The 18,163-nt window shown below is 61.1% G+C and carries 13 protein-coding genes; all 13 read right to left on the bottom strand.

The genetic code is table 11. The features are described from left to right. Positions 1–243: 243 nt before the first annotated feature. Complete coding sequence (locus HMPREF2779_RS00570; protein WP_070684888.1) at positions 244–996, bottom strand: DUF4345 domain-containing protein; 753 nt, start codon at positions 994–996, stop codon at positions 244–246. 187 nt (positions 997–1,183) lie between these two features. Beyond that, the gene (gene truB, locus HMPREF2779_RS00565; protein WP_105360557.1) at positions 1,184–2,281 is read right to left on the bottom strand and encodes a tRNA pseudouridine(55) synthase TruB; all 1,098 of its coding nucleotides are present in this window, start codon (positions 2,279–2,281) and stop codon (positions 1,184–1,186) included. Continuing rightward, positions 2,282–2,722: a 30S ribosome-binding factor RbfA gene (gene rbfA, locus HMPREF2779_RS00560; protein WP_005507090.1), complete on the bottom strand. Its 441-nt coding sequence runs from the start codon at positions 2,720–2,722 to the stop codon at positions 2,282–2,284. A gap of 186 nt (positions 2,723–2,908) precedes the next feature. Beyond that, positions 2,909–5,797, bottom strand: a complete 2,889-nt coding sequence (infB, locus tag HMPREF2779_RS00555; protein ID WP_105360556.1) for a translation initiation factor IF-2 — start codon at positions 5,795–5,797, stop codon at positions 2,909–2,911. A gap of 219 nt (positions 5,798–6,016) precedes the next feature. After that, positions 6,017–6,358: a YlxR family protein gene (locus tag HMPREF2779_RS00550; protein ID WP_105360555.1), complete on the bottom strand. Its 342-nt coding sequence runs from the start codon at positions 6,356–6,358 to the stop codon at positions 6,017–6,019. A gap of 239 nt (positions 6,359–6,597) precedes the next feature. Continuing rightward, positions 6,598–7,668 carry a transcription termination factor NusA gene (gene nusA, locus HMPREF2779_RS00545; RefSeq protein ID WP_070684879.1) on the bottom strand — a complete coding sequence of 357 codons (1,071 nt, stop codon included), beginning with the start codon at positions 7,666–7,668 and terminating at the stop codon, positions 6,598–6,600. Positions 7,669–7,777: 109 nt separating this feature from the next. Beyond that, entirely contained in the window at positions 7,778–8,449 is a 672-nt protein-coding gene (rimP, locus tag HMPREF2779_RS00540) for a ribosome maturation factor RimP (protein WP_105360554.1), read from the bottom strand. 99 nt (positions 8,450–8,548) lie between these two features. Then, positions 8,549–10,381 carry a proline--tRNA ligase gene (locus tag HMPREF2779_RS00535; protein ID WP_070684875.1) on the bottom strand — a complete coding sequence of 611 codons (1,833 nt, stop codon included), beginning with the start codon at positions 10,379–10,381 and terminating at the stop codon, positions 8,549–8,551. Positions 10,382–10,493: 112 nt separating this feature from the next. Next, a complete protein-coding gene (locus HMPREF2779_RS00530; protein ID WP_233992158.1) occupies positions 10,494–11,651 on the bottom strand; it encodes a GNAT family N-acetyltransferase in 1,158 nt (385 codons plus the stop codon). A gap of 257 nt (positions 11,652–11,908) precedes the next feature. Next, complete coding sequence (ispG, locus tag HMPREF2779_RS00525) at positions 11,909–13,051, bottom strand: flavodoxin-dependent (E)-4-hydroxy-3-methylbut-2-enyl-diphosphate synthase (RefSeq protein WP_044142245.1); 1,143 nt, start codon at positions 13,049–13,051, stop codon at positions 11,909–11,911. Positions 13,052–13,190: 139 nt separating this feature from the next. Further along, on the bottom strand, positions 13,191–14,546 hold the full coding sequence (locus tag HMPREF2779_RS00520) for a M50 family metallopeptidase (RefSeq protein ID WP_105360552.1): 1,356 nt from the start codon (positions 14,544–14,546) through the stop codon (positions 13,191–13,193). 233 nt (positions 14,547–14,779) lie between these two features. Then, positions 14,780–16,822, bottom strand: coding sequence for an ABC transporter ATP-binding protein/permease (locus tag HMPREF2779_RS00515; RefSeq protein ID WP_105360551.1), 2,043 nt, complete (start codon positions 16,820–16,822; stop codon positions 14,780–14,782). Between the two features lie 9 nt (positions 16,823–16,831). Next, positions 16,832–18,022: an efflux RND transporter periplasmic adaptor subunit gene (locus HMPREF2779_RS00510; protein ID WP_105360550.1), complete on the bottom strand. Its 1,191-nt coding sequence runs from the start codon at positions 18,020–18,022 to the stop codon at positions 16,832–16,834. Positions 18,023–18,163: the final 141 nt, after the last annotated feature.

Genomic DNA, 18,163 nt, shown 5'->3' with positions numbered 1-18,163 from the left:
CCATCCTAGACCACAGGCGGCAGGATGCAGAATTCAAAACGGGAATCAACAGGGAATGGAACGGCGCCCCTCGCAGGCGGTGCCCTCTCCCCTAGCTTTGTGGATGCGGCGGAGGTGGCGGGTATCTGACTGGCAGCGGCAGAACCCCACCCACAAGCCAAGCCCCGCCCGCAGAAAACCCACCCATAAGAAAGCCCGGGCAGGCACCCCACCGTGCGGCAGGAACCTTCCCGGGCGTTACGACTACTTACGAGCCTGGTTACGAGAAGCCTTCAGCATCTCCTCGCGAATCTTATTGGACTTGTTAATCCAGCTGTACCACACCAGCAGGCACGGAGGAATCACAAGCTCAGTCACCATCAGCACGATCAGCGACCAGTGCGGGGTGCCGAAGAACGCCCACGACAGGATACGACCCACGCCGCCCAGGAAAACCACCAGGCAGGAGAACGCGAGCATGTTCACCCACTTGAACTTCACGGCAATGAACACGAAGGATAGGCCCACACCCACATAGGTTGCCGCGAAGAACACGTAGTTCGACTGCACCGAGGGGTTCGCAAAATCTGCAGGCGCATCCGGAATGACGCGGATACCGCCCAGAACCTGCCACACACCGTACGCAATCATGAACAGACCGTACAGCGCCACCGCCGCGCGGAACGCCGCACGGTTCTGAGGCTTAGCCGCCTCCTCAATGCTCTTGGGGCGGGCAAACGCCTCGCGGGTTGCCTTCTTCTCAGCCTTCTTATCGGCCTTCTGCGACGCCTTATCGCCGGACGCCGGTGCGGCTACACGAACACCCTCGGGTGCCTTCGCCGCTGAAATAGGCTCAGCGCTCTTAGCACCGGCAGCCTTCGCGGCACCGCCCTGAGTAGCAGCTCCGGTCGCAGCAGCCCCGGTTACGGTAGCTTCAGCCTGTGCAGACTCCACGCGGGGTACCGGCGCGGTACGAGGCTCACTCGCCTTCTTAGCGGAGCTCTGGTTCTCGCTCATATTCTCTCCTTCAGCAGGGCCGGGCGGCACCCGCACGAGTAGTCATGTGTGTTCAGGGATGTTTACGTTAGCGTGTTGAATGAATAGGGCGCACGTTCAACAGGTGCTGAATCAATCAGGCTTGAGGAATCAGCTTTGGGTAGGCGCAAACACCGAACCCTCTTCGCCCATCATAAGCCTTCAACGCCTAGTTGAAGGAACGATTCGCCTCAAAAACCAGCACCGGGGCGGCCTGCACCTTCCCGCGCTGCTTCTTATTCTCCAGGAGGGCAACCAAGGTACCGTCCGGGGCGAAGCCCGCCACAATACCCTCAACGCTGGCATGCTGCACCGCGCCGGACTCATCCGCGCTCGCGTGCACGGAACGCTTCACTACGGAACCATCACCGCTGGGGCTAATACGACGACCGTAAGAAATATCGCTCGCCTCCACGGCAGAGAGCTCACGCGCACCAAAGATGCGGCGTGCCGCTTCCTCCAGGGGAAGCAGCGGCAAATCTTCCAGCGGTGCTTCCGATTCTTCACGGCGCTGCTTCAACTGCGCCAAATCGGCGGCGTCCTCAAGCACCACCGCACCCACACGGGTACGGCGAAGAGCCGTCAGGTGTCCACCGGTGCCCAGAATCTTGCCCAGATCACGCGCCAGGGCACGAATATAGGTGCCCGAAGAGCACGAAACCGTCACCTTGCAGTCAATCACGGGAACCGAGGTTGCCGTGTGCTCGCCCTCGTTCTCGGGGTCCTCAATCACGTACTCGGCAAAACCGGCAGCCACAGAATGCACCGTGAACTCGCTAATCGTCACCGGACGCGCCGCCAACTCAACCTGCTCGCCGCTACGCACACGCGCGTACGAACGAACACCGTTGATCTTGATAGCAGACACCGCAGAAGGAACCTGCAGAATGTCGCCGCTCAGCTGCGCCACAGCCTCCAGGATGCGCGCACGCATCTGCTCAGTGTCCATACCGGTCAGCGCCTCAACGGCATCCGGATGCGCGGCGGTGTGCTCACCCTCGGCGTCCTCAGTCAGCGTCTCAATGCCCAGGCGAATCGTCGCGTCATAGGTTTTATCCTGACCGACCAGGTAGGTCAGCAGCTTCGTCGCCTTATTGATGCCCAAAATCAGCACGCCGGTCGCGGCAGGATCCAGCGTACCGGCGTGACCAACCCGCCGGGTGCCAGCAATACGACGCATCTGAGAGACTGCGTCGTGGCTGCTCATCCCGGCGGGCTTATCAATGACCATCAGGCCGGACGGGCCCTGAGGTTGTTTCTTCGCCACTTAGGCGTCCTCACCCTCGGCAGGCTCATCCTTCTTGTAGGGGTCAGCCTCACCAGCGTACTCGGCACCCTCAGCTGCAGCAGCCAGGGCGGCGTCGCGCTCGCGAGTCTCACGCAGAAGCGCCTCAATGTGGAAGGCGTTCTCGGGAACCTCGTCAGCGACGAAAGTCAGGGTGGGGGTCAGGCGGGCAGTGATGTTCTTACCCACCTCGGCGCGCAGAATACCCTTAGCAGATTCCAGCGCCTTCTTGGTGTTTGCGGCGTCCTCTTCGGAGCCGAACACGGTGTAGTACAGGGTTGCGTGCTGCAGGTCGTTGGTCACGCGGGCATCGGTAATGGTCACAAAACCGAGGCGGGGATCCTTAACACGACGCTCCAGCGCCTTCGCCACAATTACCTTGATGCGGTCGGCAAGTCGTGCCGCGCGGGCTGCATCAGCCATGTGTTTCTCCTTGAAATGTCGTGGTGAAATATCGTGGCGCCTTCCGCGAACACTCGGGGTGCTTTGGAGGCGTTCCAGGTAATGCGGAAGCGCCCGCCCCGCCAGCACCCGCCCCGCAGGCTCCAGTTTTAGAAGCCTGCGGGTGCGAGAACACTAGCGGGTGACGGGCGCATCAGCGTGTGAGTCTTAGACACGCGGCTTTTCGCGCATCTCCCAAGTCTCGATAATGTCGCCTTCCTTGATGTCGTTGAAGGAGCCGAGGCCAATACCACACTCGAAACCTTCGCGAACCTCGGTAGCGTCGTCCTTGAAACGACGCAGCGACTCGATGGTGAGGTTGTCAGCCACCACGGAACCGTCGCGCACCAGGCGTGCCTTGGCGTTGCGCTTGATGATGCCGTTCTTGACGATCGAACCTGCGATGTTGCCCCACTTGGAGGAGCGGAAGACCTCGCGGATCTCTGCGGAGCCGAGCTCCACTTCCTCGTACTCGGGCTTGAGCATACCCTTGACGGCCTGCTCAATTTCCTCAATCGCACGGTAGATGACCGAGTAGAACTTCATCTCGACGCCTTCGCGGTCGGCAAGTTCTGCCACGCGCTCTGCCGGGCGGACGTTGAAGCCGATGATGACCGCGTTGTCCACGGTTGCCAGGTTCACGTCGTTCTGGGTAATAGCACCCACACCGCGGTGGATGACGCGCAGCTGAACCTCGTCGCCACCGGCGTCGATCTTCATCAGGGACTCTTCCAGTGCTTCAACAGCACCGGAGACGTCACCCTTAATGATCAGGTTCAGGGTGTCCATCTTGCCCTCAGCCACAGCGGCATCGAAGGACTCGAGGGTCACGCGCTTACGACGCTTAGCCAGCTGAGCGTTACGATCAGCAGCCTCACGCTTCTCAGCAATCTGACGAGCGGTACGCTCTTCCTCGGTGGAGAGGAAGGTATCGCCTGCACGAGGAACGGTGGACAGACCCAGCACCTGAACGGGGCGGGACGGGCCAGCTTCCTTCACAGCCTGACCGTTCTCATCGAACATTGCACGAACGCGACCGTGAGCAACACCGGCAACGATAGCGTCACCGACGTGCAGGGTACCGGACTGAACCAGGACGGTGGAAACCGCACCGCGGCCCTTGTCCAGGTTTGCTTCAATAGCAACGCCGCGTGCTTCCTTGTTCGGGTTAGCGGTCAGTTCGAGCACGTCAGCGGTCAGGGTGACAGCCTCAAGCAGCTCGTCGATGTTGGTGCCGTTGCGAGCGGAGACGTCCACGAACATGGTGTCGCCACCGTACTCTTCGGGGATCAGACCGTACTCGGTGAGCTGGCCACGGATCTTCTCCGGGGACGCGCCTTCCTTATCGATCTTGTTCACAGCAACCACGATCGGCACGTTAGCGGCCTGTGCGTGGTTCAGTGCCTCAACGGTCTGGGGCATAACGCCGTCATCCGCCGCGACCACGAGGATTGCCACGTCGGTGACCTTCGCACCACGGGCACGCATAGCGGTGAACGCCTCGTGACCGGGGGTATCGATGAAGGTAATCGCGCGGTCTTCACCCTCAACGGTGGTGTGGACCTGGTATGCACCAATGTGCTGGGTAATGCCGCCGGCCTCACCCTCAATGACGTTGGTGTTACGGATAGCGTCCAGCAGGCGGGTCTTACCGTGGTCAACGTGACCCATGACGGTGACGACCGGGGGACGAACCTCCAGGACATCCTCGCCCTCAGCTTCTGCTTCGGCTTCGAGGTCGATGTCGAAGGACTCGAGCAGCTCGCGCTCCTCATCCTCCGGGGAAACAATCTTGATCGAGTAACCCAGTTCGGCACCCAGCAGCTCGAAGGTCTCCTCGTCCAGGGACTGAGTCTGGGTAGCCATCTCACCCAGGTGGAAGAGAACCGTAATCAGCGATGCCGGGTTTGCGCCAATCTTCTCAGCGAAGTCCATGATGGACGCGCCGCGGCGCAGACGAATCTCGGTCGAGCCGTCGCCGCGAGGAACAACCACGCCACCGGGTGCCGGTGCGTTCAGCTGCTCCTGCTCATGGCGGCGAGCTGCCTTGGACTTGCGGCCCTTACGCTTGGAGCCACCGCGACCGAATGCGCCCTGTGCGTTGCCGCGACCGCCGGGGCCGGGACGACCCGGACCGCGGTTGAAGCCGCCGCCGGAACCGCCGCCGCGACGTGCGCCGCCGCCACCGTTACCGCCGCCGTTGTTGGAGCCGGACGCGCCGCCACCAACGTTGGAAACCTTGGGCATCATCGAGGGGTTCGGGCGTGCACCGCCGCCACCAGCCGGACGGGGTGCACCGGGACGTGCGCCAGCTGCCGGACGGGGGCCACCGTTACCTGCGGGACGTGCGCCACCTGCGGGGCGGGGACCGCCGTTACCGCCGGGGCGTGCGCCACCGTTGCCGCCGGGGCGTGCGCCACCGTTGCCGCCGTTGCCACCGGGACGACCGTTACGTGCCGGACGGGGACCGCCGGAACGCTGGGAGTCGCCGCCGCCACGCTTCATACCCTGCTGGGATGCGAAGGGGTTATTACCGGGGCGAGGACCGGGCTTGGGGCCGGGCTTCGGAGCGGCAGGCTTGGGCGCTGCCGACTTCGGTGCAGCCTCGGGGCGTGCCATGCCCTGCTGGGTTGCGAAGGGGTTGTTACCCGGGCGGGGACCGCCGGGCTTGGGTGCTGCTGCTGCAGGCTTTGCGGCGGGCTTAGCTGCAGGCTTGGGAGCTGCGCTCTCAGCTACTGCGGGCTTAGCTGCAGGCTTGGGTGCCGGCTTAGCGGCAGGCTTTGCCGTTGCCGGTTTGGGAGCTGCCGCAGGCTTAGCGGCGGGCTTAGCCGCTGCGGGCTTGGGTGCCGACTTAGCTGCCGACTCCGCGGGTGCTGCCTTTGCGGCAGGCTTAGCGGCTGCGGCGGGGAATTCCGCGCGCAGCTTCTTCAGAACCATGGGGTTCAGGGTGGAAGAGGAGCTCTTAACGAACTCGCCCATATCCTTGAGCTTAGCGATAACTTCCTTAGAAGGTACGCCTACTTCTTTAGCAAACTCGTGTACTCGAGGCTGAGCCAAATTTTCTCCATTCCCGGTCCGCACCGGGAATGGTGCGAACACTAATGTTTACGGGGTGCACGCCCGAAGGCGCGCCAATTCGTGAAATTGCCGGTGGGTGAGCACGAAAGGGTACTCATTTCGCGGCACTCATTAGATATCCATCAGTTTTCTGACTCGCTTTCAGATAAGAAGTCGTCAAACTCGTTGACTTACAGAGGGCATATACCCGAAAAGCGTCTATGAGGGGGTCGAGTCCGCAATAACGGCTCGAATCTGCTCACAGCACGCCTGCAGCTGGGCTACAGGGATCGCTTTTTTGAAGGCGCGCGCCAGACCGTTCTTTTTCTGCAGAGCGGCTACGCACTTTTCGCTCGGATGGATCCAAGCGCCTCGTCCGGGCATAGTTCCCGCCATATCGGGCTGATAGGGCGGGGTGTCCGCCTGCTCGGTAGCAGACGTGACGGGTGTGCGGGCGATGCGCAGCAGGTTGCGCTGTTCATCGCGGGCACGGCATCCGATGCAGGTGCGGACCGGTCCTTCAAATGCTTCGGAGGTTGCGGTGAGGTCGTGATCGCTCATGGTCCTCTCCCCTCTCTAGCGTGTGTAGAACCGCGTTCGCAGTACATTCGTGATGCTCTATCCGGTGCGTGTGAGGGCACGATAAAGCGCCCGGTTACACACCGGCACATCTTAATAGTGTATCCCGTTTTTAAGAATCATGGGCAAAACTGTGACGCAGGCGCAAGAATACCGGGCACGTTACTGCCCAATATCCTGCGCCTGCATCAAAGGGATACGCCCCTCACCGGGGCTAATGCTTATTCAGCGTCCTGTGCGGACTCTTCTGCTGCTTCTTCAGCCAGGCTACGAGCCACGCGTGCTGCTACCTCTTCCTCGGCACGAACCTGAGCGTACTTGGACTCGGAGAGAATATCGATACGCCAGCCGGTCAGCTTCGCTGCCAGACGTGCATTCTGGCCCTCACGGCCGATAGCCAGGGACAGCTGATCATCCGGGACCACAGCACGAGCGGAGTACTCACGCGGGTTCGCGATAATGACCTCGGTGACCTTCGCCGGGGACAGCGCCGCAGCGATGAAGGTTGCCGGATCGGTCGAGTAGTCGACAATGTCAATCTTCTCGTCGTTCAGCTCGGCAGCAACCGCACGCACGCGGGCACCCATATCGCCGATACACGCACCCTTAGCGTTAATGGTCGGGTTCTTCGCGGACACAGCAATCTTGGAGCGGTGACCAGCTTCACGTGCGATGGAGTTAATGGAAACCAGGCCCTCAGAGATTTCGGGAACCTCGTGCTCGAACAGGCGCAGAACCAGGTTCGGGTGCGAACGAGAAACCACAATCGAGGGACCCTTGGGGCCGCGGCGAGCCTCAACCAGGTAGGCGCGCAGGCGGGAGCCGTGCGGGTACTTCTCGCCCGGAACCTGCTCATTGCTGGGCAGAACAGCTTCAACGGTGCCCAGGTCAACCTGAACCATACGCGGGTTGTTGCCCTGCTGAATCACGCCGGACACCAGGGTGCCCTCACGGTCCTTGAACTCGCCCAGAACGGATGCGTCCTCAGCGTCACGCAGACGCTGCGAAAGCACCTGACGGACGGTTGCGGCAGCGATACGGCCAAAGTTGTTCGGGGTATCGTCGAACTCGTCAATCTTCTGGTTGTCCTCATCAAGCTCAGGAGCCAGAATGACGAACTCGCCGGTGGTGTGGTCGATGACGGCACGAGAGCCCTTAATAGCGCCGGGCTGCTTCATGTACGCAAGCAGCAGGGCGTTCTCAACCAGGGTGAAGAGCTCCTCCATGACGAGAGAGCGCTGCTTCGCCAATGCGCGCAGTGCGCCCAGGTCAATAGTTTTAATATCCTCCACGCTTTTCAGCCTTTCCCAGTTAGCACGGCGCCGGGACGCTCAATGCGCCCCGGCTCCCGAACGGTATATACCTGGCACGGAACACCCCGTGCCTGAAGCTTTAATAACTCTATTCTACCGGCTCAGCGGGCGAATTGAAGTCAATCTCGACGTGAGCAGAAGCAATATTTTCCCAAGGAAGCAAGCTCGGCTCGTGGTACGACTCCTTCTGACCCTTCTTCGTGTTCTTCTTACGAGCCAGCACCGGACCTTCATCCTGCACCTCGTGCAGACGCGCCAGGTACTCGGTACCGTCGGGTGCGGTGACCGCGATCAGGCGGGTACGGGCACGTTCCCAGTGGCGGCGCTCGGTCAGGGCGCGGGTAGCGCCGGGCGAGGACACCTCCAGCTCGTAGGGGAAGAACTCGTCGTTCTCATCCGCACGGTCCAGGGCGCTCGAAATCGCACCGGAAATCTCCGCGAGGGAATCCAGCGACAGCGAATCGGTACGCTCAGCGGTGTAGTCCACCGTAATCTTCACGGTGCGGTTCGCCGCCGGGCCCGAAATCTTCAGACCCTCCAGCACCAGCGAGAACTCGGAGATAACCGGGGCAATCGCTTCGGCAACCTCTTCCTCACGAATCGCGCGGGTACCCACGCGCACCGGTGCCTCCACCACGGGCTCGCTCTCAGCGCGAGTGCGGGGAACGTTCACACCATTCGCCACGCGGGATGCGGCACGGCGAGCGCGCGCATTCGGGGCGCTCTTCTTAGAGCCAGAACGCTTCGGCTTATATGCCATAGTTCTCTTCTTTCATTCTTCCGCCGCTACCCCGCCCCACCTCTTGGGAGGCAGGGCAGGTGGCGACGGTTTTACGTCTCTGCGGGCTAGTGGCGTGCCTTAGGCGCCGCGCACCTCAGCGATGACCTCAGCCACCGCGTTCTCGACGGACACCTCGCGAGCCTCACCGCTGCGGCGGTCCTTCAGTTCCAGCACGCCGTCCTTGAAGCCGCGACCAATCACCAGGATGGTGGGCACACCCAGCAGCTCGGCGTCGCCGAACTTCACGCCGGGGCTGGTCTTCGGGCGGTCGTCCAGCATGACCTGCAGGCCGGCGGATTCCAGGGATGCGCTGAGCTCTTCAGCGTACTCGTGGGATGCTGCGTCCTTGCCGGTGATGACGATGTGCACGTCTGCCGGTGCCAGGTTACGCGGCCAGATCAGGCCCTTCTCGTCGTGGTTGCCCTCGGCGATAGCAGCCAGTGCGCGGGTCACACCCACGCCGTAGGAGCCCATGGTCACGGTCTGTAGCTTGCCGTTCTGGTCCAAGACCTTCAGGCCCAGTGCCTCAGCGTACTTGCGGCCCAGGGCGAAGATGTGGCCCATCTCGATGCCGCGGGCTGCCACCAGCTCGCCGGAGCCGTCCGGTGCCGGGTCGCCTTCGCGCACCTCGCACGCCTCAATCACGCCGTCGGCGGTGAAGTCGCGGCCGAAGACCAGGTTCGCCACGTGCTTGCCCTCTTCGTTTGCGCCGGTCACCCAGCGGGTACCGCGCACCACGCGGGGGTCAACGAAGAAGGGAATGCCGGTTGCGGAAGCCACCGCATCCTCGGCCTCGGTGTGCGCGCCGAGCAGGGGCGCGTCCAGGCTCAGGCCGGGGCCAATGTAGCCCTTGACCAGCTGCGGGTATGCCTTCAGGTCCTCTTCGCTGGCTGCCTCAACCTCAACCTCGCCGCCGATTCCCAGCAGGGCGCCGATGTTGACCTCAACGCGGCCCAGGTCCACGGCACGGTCGCCGGGAACGCCCACGGCGAAGACCTTACGCTCGCCGGAGGGGGTGATGACGGTGCCCAGGAAGCACTTGAGGGTCTGCGAAGCTTCCAGGGTGCCACCGGTTACCTCGGAGTGCAGTTCGTTCATGCGCTCCACCAGGGACTCAATGGTGGCGGAGTCGGGGGTGTCCACAACGATTGCTACCGGGGTGTCCTCGGTGATTTCGATTTCCTCGGGAACCACGGTGGTGACGGCCTCAACGTTTGCCGCGTAGCCGCCCGCGGAACGCACGAAGGTGTCCTCGCCGATGGGGGTCGGGTGCAGGAACTCTTCACTGCGGGAGCCACCCATCGCGCCGGACTGTGCGGTCACAATGACAATCTCCAGACCCAGGCGCTCGAAGATGCGCTGGTAGGCGGCACGGTGCGCCATGTACGCCTCGTTCAGGCCCTCGTCGTCAATGTTGAAGGAGTAGGAGTCCTTCATGACGAACTCGCGGCCGCGTAGCAGACCCGCGCGGGGGCGTGCCTCATCGCGGTACTTGGTCTGAATCTGGTACAGGGACAGCGGCAGGTCCTTGTAGGAGGAGTACAGGTCCTTCACCAGCAGGGTGAACATTTCCTCGTGGGTGGGTGCCAGCAGCATGTCTGCACCCTTACGGTCTTTGAGGCGGAAGAGGTTATCGCCGTACTCATCCCAGCGGTTGGTTGCCTCGTAGGGTTCGCGGGGCAGCAGCGCGGGGAAGTGGACTTCCTGCGCGCCAATGGCGTCCATCTCTTCGCGGACGATGTTCTCGACCTTGCGCAGTACCTTCAGGCCCAGGGGCAGCCAGGTGTACACGCCGGGGGCTGCGCGGCGGATGTAACCGGCACGGACCAGCAGCTTGTGGCTGGCGACCTCAGCGTCTACGGGGTCCTCGCGCAGAGTGCGCACGAAGAGGTTGGAAAGGCGAAGTACCACGATTCTCCTTGAAAGGTCGATAGGTTTAAATAGGGTGCCCACGGCTCACCGGGTAAGCCGCGAAAAAGGCACAGTCGTCTTTAATTTTATAGCGTTTTAGGGTTCGGCGTGTTTAGCGCTCAAAAATGATGGTCGAGAACTGCCCGATCTGCTCCCAACCGGTCCCCCGGTACATGGCAAGAGCGCGGGCGTTGTAGTCGTTCACGTACAGGCTCAAGTGCGGGTAGCGGTGCTGTAGAATCTGCGCGGCGGCAGTGAAGAACGGCTTAGCCAGACCGTAGCCGCGGTAGTCCGGGTGCAGCCACACGCCCTGCACCTGCGCGGCGTCCAGGTTCACGATGCCCGCATCCGCCTTGAAGATGACGCGCCCATTCACATCGGTGACAATGGCGCTGCGCTGACCGGCGATGAGCGTGCGCAGGCGCGCCGCGTAGCCCTCCCCGTAGCGGGCAATCGGGTCAAAGCCGACCTCCTCGGTGAACATGGCGGCTGCGGCGGGCAGAAGCTCCTCCAGGTCCGCGGAGGTGGCAAGGCGCGCATACCCGGCAGTCTCACCGCTGAGTTGGAAAGCAGCGGCGGGGCTCTCCCCCGGCTTGAGGGGCCTGGGTTTGATGGGCTCTGGCAGGTGCGCCGGCAGCTCAGGAAGCTCCGCCTCGTAGAAGCGGGCGAGGTCCTTCTCCGGCGGCAAATACAGCAACGGCTGATTGGGGCGCTCCGACAGAACCCGCGCACGATGATCGCAACCGTCACGCAGGCTCGGCTGCTGCATCTGCAGTAGCGGGCTCTTACCGCCTCGGCTCTGCTCGCACAGCTCCTGCATACGCGTCCACAGGGGCATCACGAAGGCGCTCTCACCGAACATAGAATCCAGGCGAGAACCCACCTGCAGCAGCAGCTGAGCCAGCGCGTCACGATGCGCGAGCGCCGTCGCATCCAGGGAGGAGGCATCCGGCGATTCAGCGCCATGAGAATCCGCATCGTGTTCAGCATGTTCAACTGCGGCACCACACAATCGCACCGGCACCACATTCGAACCCAACAGCAACACACAGCACAACTGCCCATCGCGCTCACACCCCACAAAACCCTGATAGTAGTGCATCGGAATACGCGGGGCCCTCACCGGAAGAGGGCACGCCAAATAATGCTCAATGGAGTACAGATTCGGGACCGGGTCACTGAACAGGACCTCCTCCAATTCATCACACCACCGAGTATCCAAAGCAAAAACGTGTTCCTTCACGCGATTACGCATAGGGGAAGAATCCATCGACGAAATAGCAGCACACCGGGCACGATTACCCTTACAGCGGCGAGAAAAAAGAGTGAACATGACGTGTTGAGTGATAGAGAATGAGCGATAAAAATTGAGTGAAAACACGGGGACATGTAACCCCGAAAAGGTAGCCGGATCATGCGGCCACAACCGGCAGCGGCAAGCACCAAGCCTGCCACCACCATAACCGGACATAACCGGAAAAGCGCGGAGGCGCCCCTCACCAGGACGCCTCCGCACACAAAAGCTAACTAGCTCACCGAAACAGCCGGGGAACCCTCGGGAACATACTCGCCCGAAGCCTCCATCTCAGCAGCAATACGGGTAGCCTCTTCAATCAGAGTCTCAACGATCTGATCCTCAGGCACGGTCTTAATGACCTCACCCTTCACGAAAATCTGGCCCTTACCGTTACCGGACGCCACACCCAGGTCAGCCTCACGAGCCTCACCCGGACCGTTCACTACGCAACCCATCACGGCAACACGCAGCGGAACCTTCATATGCTCCAGGCCCTTAGTCACGTTCTCAGCAAGTTCCCACACGTTCACCTGCGCACGACCACACGACGGGCACGAAACGATATCCAGCTTGCGGGGGCGAAGGTTCAGCGACTCCAGGATCTTGGTGCCCACCTTCACCTCCTCAACCGGAGGAGCAGACAGCGACACGCGAATAGTATCGCCAATACCCTGAGACAGCAGAGTACCGAACGCCACCGAGCTCTTAATAGTGCCCTGGAACGCCGGACCAGCCTCAGTCACACCCAAGTGCAGGGGCCAGTCACCGCGCTCAGCCAGCTGACGGTACGCCTCCACCATCACCACAGGGTCATTATGCTTCACAGAAATCTTGAAATCGCGGAAACCGTGCTCCTCAAAGAGCGAAGCCTCCCACACAGCAGACTCAACCAGAGCCTCCGGAGTAGCCTTACCGTACTTCTCCAACAGACGCTTATCCAGCGAACCAGCGTTCACACCAATACGCAGAGAAACGCCGTGGTCCGAAGCCATCTGAGCGATTTCCTTCACCTGGTCGTCGAACTTACGGATATTACCCGGGTTCACACGCACAGCACCGCAACCAGCCTGAATAGCCGCATACACGTACTTCGGCTGGAAGTGAATATCAGCAATCACCGGAATACGGGACTGCTTCGCAATAATGGGCAGAGCCTCCGCATCCTTATCGGTCGGGCACGCCACACGCACAATATCGCAACCGGCAGCGGTCAACTCAGCAATCTGCTGCAGAGTCGCACCAATGTCGTGGGTCTTAGTGGTCGTCATCGACTGCACCGAAATCGGAGATTCAGAACCAACACCGACAGAACCCACCTTAAACTGGCGAGTCTTACGACGCGGGGACAGAACCGCGGGAGCGGGCTTCGGCATACCAAGGCTGACCGACAAGGTTTTCCTCCATACATGGGTTATGAAGGACGTACGACGCATCCTTCGTTCAACTTTTTATTGTGCCACTGACGCGAAAGAAAGCACTAATACGGGTACCCTTACCGCGCGTAACAACACACTAAAACAGGGTGATGGGCTTAACAATATCCGCCACAATCAGAATGATAGACATCACAATAAATGCGCCCGCCACCGCATACGTCAACGGCAACAACTTCACCGGATCAAACGGACCCGGATCCTTACGCCCAGTCAAACGTGCAAAGAAACGACGCACACCCTCCCAGAGCGCACCCAACACGTGGCCACCATCCAGAGGCAGAAGCGGAATCAGATTAAACGCAAAAAGCATCAAATTCATATTCGCCACCAGCGAGACCAACATCGCTGCCTTCGCCTTCACATCAATACGGTCAGTAGCCGTCACCTCACCGGCAATACGACTCACACCAACCACAGACACCGGCGACTCGGCGCTACGCTCACCACCAGTCACCAAAGTCACCGTCAACTCCCACACACGCTGCGGCAACGAAAGCATCGACGAACCCACACGAGAGAGCGTATCGCCCACCATCGCAGGCACCTCAGTAATAGAACCCGGCACCAACTCACTCGACGGCGAAACACCCACAAAACCGCCGCGAGTCGTCGCAATCGAACCATCCGCAGCACGCGCATACTGGCCCTTACCATCAGAAACCGGGCGAATCATCTCAACCGGAGTCACCGACAAATCCAGACGCTGACCATTACGCTCCACCGTCAAAGTGCTCGGGTGAGAACCCGCCGCACGAATCGCCGAAGACACAGCCTCCCACGAACCCGTCGACGCACCATTCACAGCAACCACACGGTCACCCACCTGCACACCAGCAGCCTTCGCAGGCGACGGGGTGGACTTATCCGTACACTCGCCATAGCTAATCGAATCATGAGTGACGTTCACGCTCGGCACGCATTCAGACACCGCTGACACCTTATTCGTCACCTGCGCCGTACCGAAACCGCACACCAAAATAGCCGTGCAGACCACACCAATCAGCAGGTTCATGGTCGGGCCACCCAGCATAATCACCATGCGCTTGAGCACCGGCAACTTATAGAACAGGCGGTCCTCATCACCGGGCTTCAGGCGCTCAGCATCCGCCGCACGCGCCTCCTCAGCCATGGAGGCAAACGGGCTGGTACTGCCCGAATGGCCCTCCTCATGGTGCTCCTTCACCTCAGCAGGGCTCGGCGGGTACATGCCAATCATCGAAATGTAGCCGCCCAACGGGATCGCCTTGAAACCGTACTCAGTCTCACCGCGGCGGAAAGAGAACACGGTCTTACCGAAGCCAATCATGTACTGCGGGACGCGCACATTGAACAGCTTCGCGGGCACCAGATGCCCCACCTCGTGCAGGGCAATCGAGACGGCAATAGCGATTGCCATGAGGATAATGCCCACAGCGTACAGCAGGATTTCCACGCTTTTTCTCGTTTCGGTTCGGGGATACGAAGCTTCTAGGATACTCGCTTAGCCTGTGAAGGCGCCCTCCCCCGCTTTCCGGAGGGGCTGCTGGCTTGGGTGGGGTTTGTCTGGGATAGATGAGGAGGGGTGGTGTTCGTCCTCGTTCCTACAGGGGCACCCGCCCTCGCTTCGCTTCGGGCACCCTGATGTCACTTTCGGACGACACCGCCCCTCCACGCCTTCCTCAACGACTAGCCTGCCGCCAGGGTCTGTGCCGGATCAATACGCGAAGCCTTCGCCGCCGGGTACAGACCAGCCAACACGCCAACCAGCGCACCAGCGCCCAGGCCCAGCAGAATAGTGTCGGCACTAATAATCGGCGTCCAACGGTTCATCAAAGACACAATCGAGATGCCGTTAACCGCCAGCACAATACCAGCCACAGCGCCCAGGATGCCGGTCAGCAACGCCTCCGCCGAGAACTGCAGCAGAATACCCGAAGGGCGCATACCAATAGCCAGACGCAAACCAACCTCACGGCGACGCTCCATCACCGCAACCAAGAACGTATTCATAATGCCCATCGCACCAATCACGAGGGTAATAACGCTCATCGCAAGAAGCATCGTGCGTTGCTGCTGGTCGACAGCCTCACGAAGGGTCTTCGGCTCGGGCGGAACACTCACGCTATACAGGGCTGGACGTTCCGGCGAGAGCGCGTACGGTGCTTCCTCCGCAATCTGGTTTGCGGCACCGGCAACAGTACTCACCACAATCTGAGTGGAACGCTTACCGGTCTGCGCCGCACCGCCACCGGCAGCGGGCTGCGCTTCTTCAACATCGGCACCAGGCTTCGCGCCCAGAGGCAGGTAGACCGAACCGTACGACAGAGTCAGCGAGGGATTCTCCCGCACCACACCGATGACGGTGTACGGCTCATCGTGAATATAGACCGTAACTCCGGGGCTATAGGGTAGTCCGAGCTGGCGCATCACGCTTTCACTGAGCACCACAACCTTATCGTTCCGCTCCACATGCCCCTCGTCGAAAGTGCGGCCCCACACCAGTTCATGACCCTGCACGCTAAAGATGCTGGGGGTTGCCGCACGGACGGCAGCCGTCACGTTAGCACCGCGCTCACCGAAGTTGTCTGGACCGCGCTGAATATCTGCGGATTCATACAGCTGATCCACCAGCGCGGTACCGGTCACTCCGTTCAGCTGGCTAACACGCCGGTAGTTCTCACTTGCCGCCAGGCTCAAGAGTTCAGTGCGGCTCATGGATTCGGTTCGGGTCGAGCTTATCGTCAGGTGCTTAGCCCTAAAAATGTCGAAGCTGTCAGCCAACTGCCCAGAAATGGTGGCGGTCAGACCAACGGTCAGCACGAGCGAAGCGATACCCAGCACCACACCAAGCATGGTGAAGATATTGCGCCTCACCCGGTGCACGGTAGCGTCCCAGGCTTCTTTGAGGGAGGCGAGCGCCCAAGGTGCACGACCACTGCTCTGTGGCTTAGATGTTTGCTCCTCAGCAAAGCTAGGCAGGTTCAGAGACGCGCGGGCGGTCGTTTCTTCCTGCCGCTGTGCATCCTGCTCGATGAGTTGCCCCTCGTGCATACGTAGCACCCGGTCGCAGTGCTCCGCCACGAGCGGGTCGTGAGTAATCACAATCGTGCTTTGCTGGTCACCCGTACATTCACGGAGCAGATCAATGACTTCACGGGTGAGCTCTTCATCCAGCGAGCCGGTCGGCTCATCACAGAGCAACAACGCCGGTTCCCCAATGAGCGCACGAGCAATAGCCACACGCTGCTTTTCACCGCCTGAGAGAGTGGTGATGGGTGCATCCGTTCGGTGGCTCAACCCCAGCAGGGCGAGAGTGTCTTCAACACGTTGCGTTCGTTCCGCTTTGGGCACGCCACGGTAGATGAGCGGTAGCTCAACGTTGCGGTACACGTTCTTATGCTCGATGAGGTGGAACGCCTGGAAGACGAAACCGATGCTGTCCAGGCGCGCTTCAGCTCGCTGTGCCGCGTTGAAGGTTGCGGTGTCTGTACCGTCCAGCAGGTAGCTGCCGGAGGCGGGCGTGCTGAGCAGACCGAGGATGTTCAGCAGGGTTGATTTGCCGCTGCCGGACGGTCCCAGGATTGCGACGACTTCTCCGTAGCGGACTTTCAGGTCAATATTTTTGAGCACGTCAATTCGAGTGTCACCCTGCATAAAGTGCTGGGACACTCCCTGAATATCGACGCTATAGGCTGGTGGGTGCGCGTGATCGGCGCGGGAGTCAGTCATGGCTACTCCCTACTTTTTCTCGCGCATGATTTTGATGCTGTCGCCTTCGTGCAAGTCACCGGTGACGGCGTTCTTGCCGTTGGCGTTGCTGATGACGGTAACGGTTACCTCGCGTTCTTCGCGGGCCTTCGATCCGTTGGAGCTTTCGGGGCCGAGCACGATGACTCGGGTCTGTCCGTCACGGGTGTAGAGCGCCGATGAGGGCACGACCAGGTGCGCTTCGGGGGTTTCTTCGAGGGTGAGTTCCGCGTTGACGGCGCCTCGGAGGCTGTCCGCCTTATCCCCTACGTCGAGGGTGAGGATGCGTTCCCCTTCGGTGCTTCCTGCCGCACCGGCTGCGCCGTTGAGGTTGGAGCCAGCCGCGCCTTCTGCGCCATTGGCCTGACGACCGGCCTGGCTGTTGCCTGCGGCACCGGCGGCTTCGGTGGTGTTCTTGTATCCGAGGGTTGCGACGTACTCAGCATCACCGAGGGAGGGCACGGTTACCTTCTGACCGCTACGGGCTTCGGGGGTGAGCCTGCCGGTGGTTCCGGTGCAGCTGAGGGTCTTGCTACCTTCTGCGATGGTGGCTACGGGACCGTCTGCGATAGCGCCGGTTGCGCGGGGGTTGCCGGTGACAACTCCGGCACGGTTGATGATGAGGAAGTAGCGGGAGGGAATGGGCTGGTCAGTCTTGATGTGCGGGTAGCCGAGGCTGTCGAGGAGGTTGTTGAGAGCCTCGTAGGTGTCTTTGGTGATGCGCGCGGGCTGCGGGCCCTGGCGTCCCATGGCGGTCAGTGCCTCGTTGAGGAGCGCGGCGTCGGGGCCGCTATCGTCGAGTTTGAGGTCGCGGTAGAGCGCGAAGCCGCCGGTGAGGGTGATGAGAGGTTCACCGTTGACTTCTGCGATGAGGGTGCCGTTGCCGACGGTGTCACCGTGTTTGATGGTGATTGCGGTGTACTGCCCTTCGCCGCTGTAGCGTAGCGGGGTTGAGGTGGCGTAGTTCGCGGTGCAGGTCAGGGGCACAGTGGTGCGCAGTTTTTCGCGGGTGACCGTGGCGGTGATGGTGGAGGGGTCCGGGGGTGCCGCTTCCGCGTCTTTTTGGGCGGTGGTTTTGATGTTTTGGGCGCTGATGAGCGTGCCGACGGTGATGATGAGAAGCAGGGCGATAATGCCGTAGAGCCAGAGGGTTTTCTTCTGGCGGGTGGGGGTGGCGCTCATGGTGTCCCTTCTTTGGGTGCGCGTACGGGAACGCTGTTGTCTGTGCCGTTTGGGCTTAGGCGGCGATGCCGTGTGGGGTTAGTTTATGCCCGGCACGGGGATACGTGCCGGGCACAATACGCTGTGACGAGGTGTAGCTGT

The sequence above is a fragment of the Rothia sp. HMSC069C03 genome (genome assembly GCF_001811075.1).
Classification (GTDB): Bacteria; Actinomycetota; Actinomycetes; order Actinomycetales; family Micrococcaceae; genus Rothia; species Rothia mucilaginosa.
This window is presented reverse-complemented; position numbering and strand designations above follow the sequence as displayed.

What these genes read in the sequence shown, in the direction of transcription:
- rbfA (WP_005507090.1), bottom strand. Translation starts at nt 2,722, where the DNA reads ATGGCTGATGCAGCCCGCGCGGCACGACTTGCCGACCGCATCAAGGTA.
- rimP (WP_105360554.1), bottom strand. Translation starts at nt 8,449, where the DNA reads ATGGCATATAAGCCGAAGCGTTCTGGCTCTAAGAAGAGCGCCCCGAAT.
- HMPREF2779_RS00530 (WP_233992158.1), bottom strand. Translation starts at nt 11,651, where the DNA reads ATGGATTCTTCCCCTATGCGTAATCGCGTGAAGGAACACGTTTTTGCT.
- HMPREF2779_RS00510 (WP_105360550.1), bottom strand. Translation starts at nt 18,022, where the DNA reads ATGAGCGCCACCCCCACCCGCCAGAAGAAAACCCTCTGGCTCTACGGC.
- HMPREF2779_RS00570 (WP_070684888.1), bottom strand. Translation starts at nt 996, where the DNA reads ATGAGCGAGAACCAGAGCTCCGCTAAGAAGGCGAGTGAGCCTCGTACC.
- ispG (WP_044142245.1), bottom strand. Translation starts at nt 13,051, where the DNA reads ATGCCGAAGCCCGCTCCCGCGGTTCTGTCCCCGCGTCGTAAGACTCGC.
- HMPREF2779_RS00515 (WP_105360551.1), bottom strand. Translation starts at nt 16,822, where the DNA reads ATGACTGACTCCCGCGCCGATCACGCGCACCCACCAGCCTATAGCGTC.
- HMPREF2779_RS00550 (WP_105360555.1), bottom strand. Translation starts at nt 6,358, where the DNA reads ATGAGCGATCACGACCTCACCGCAACCTCCGAAGCATTTGAAGGACCG.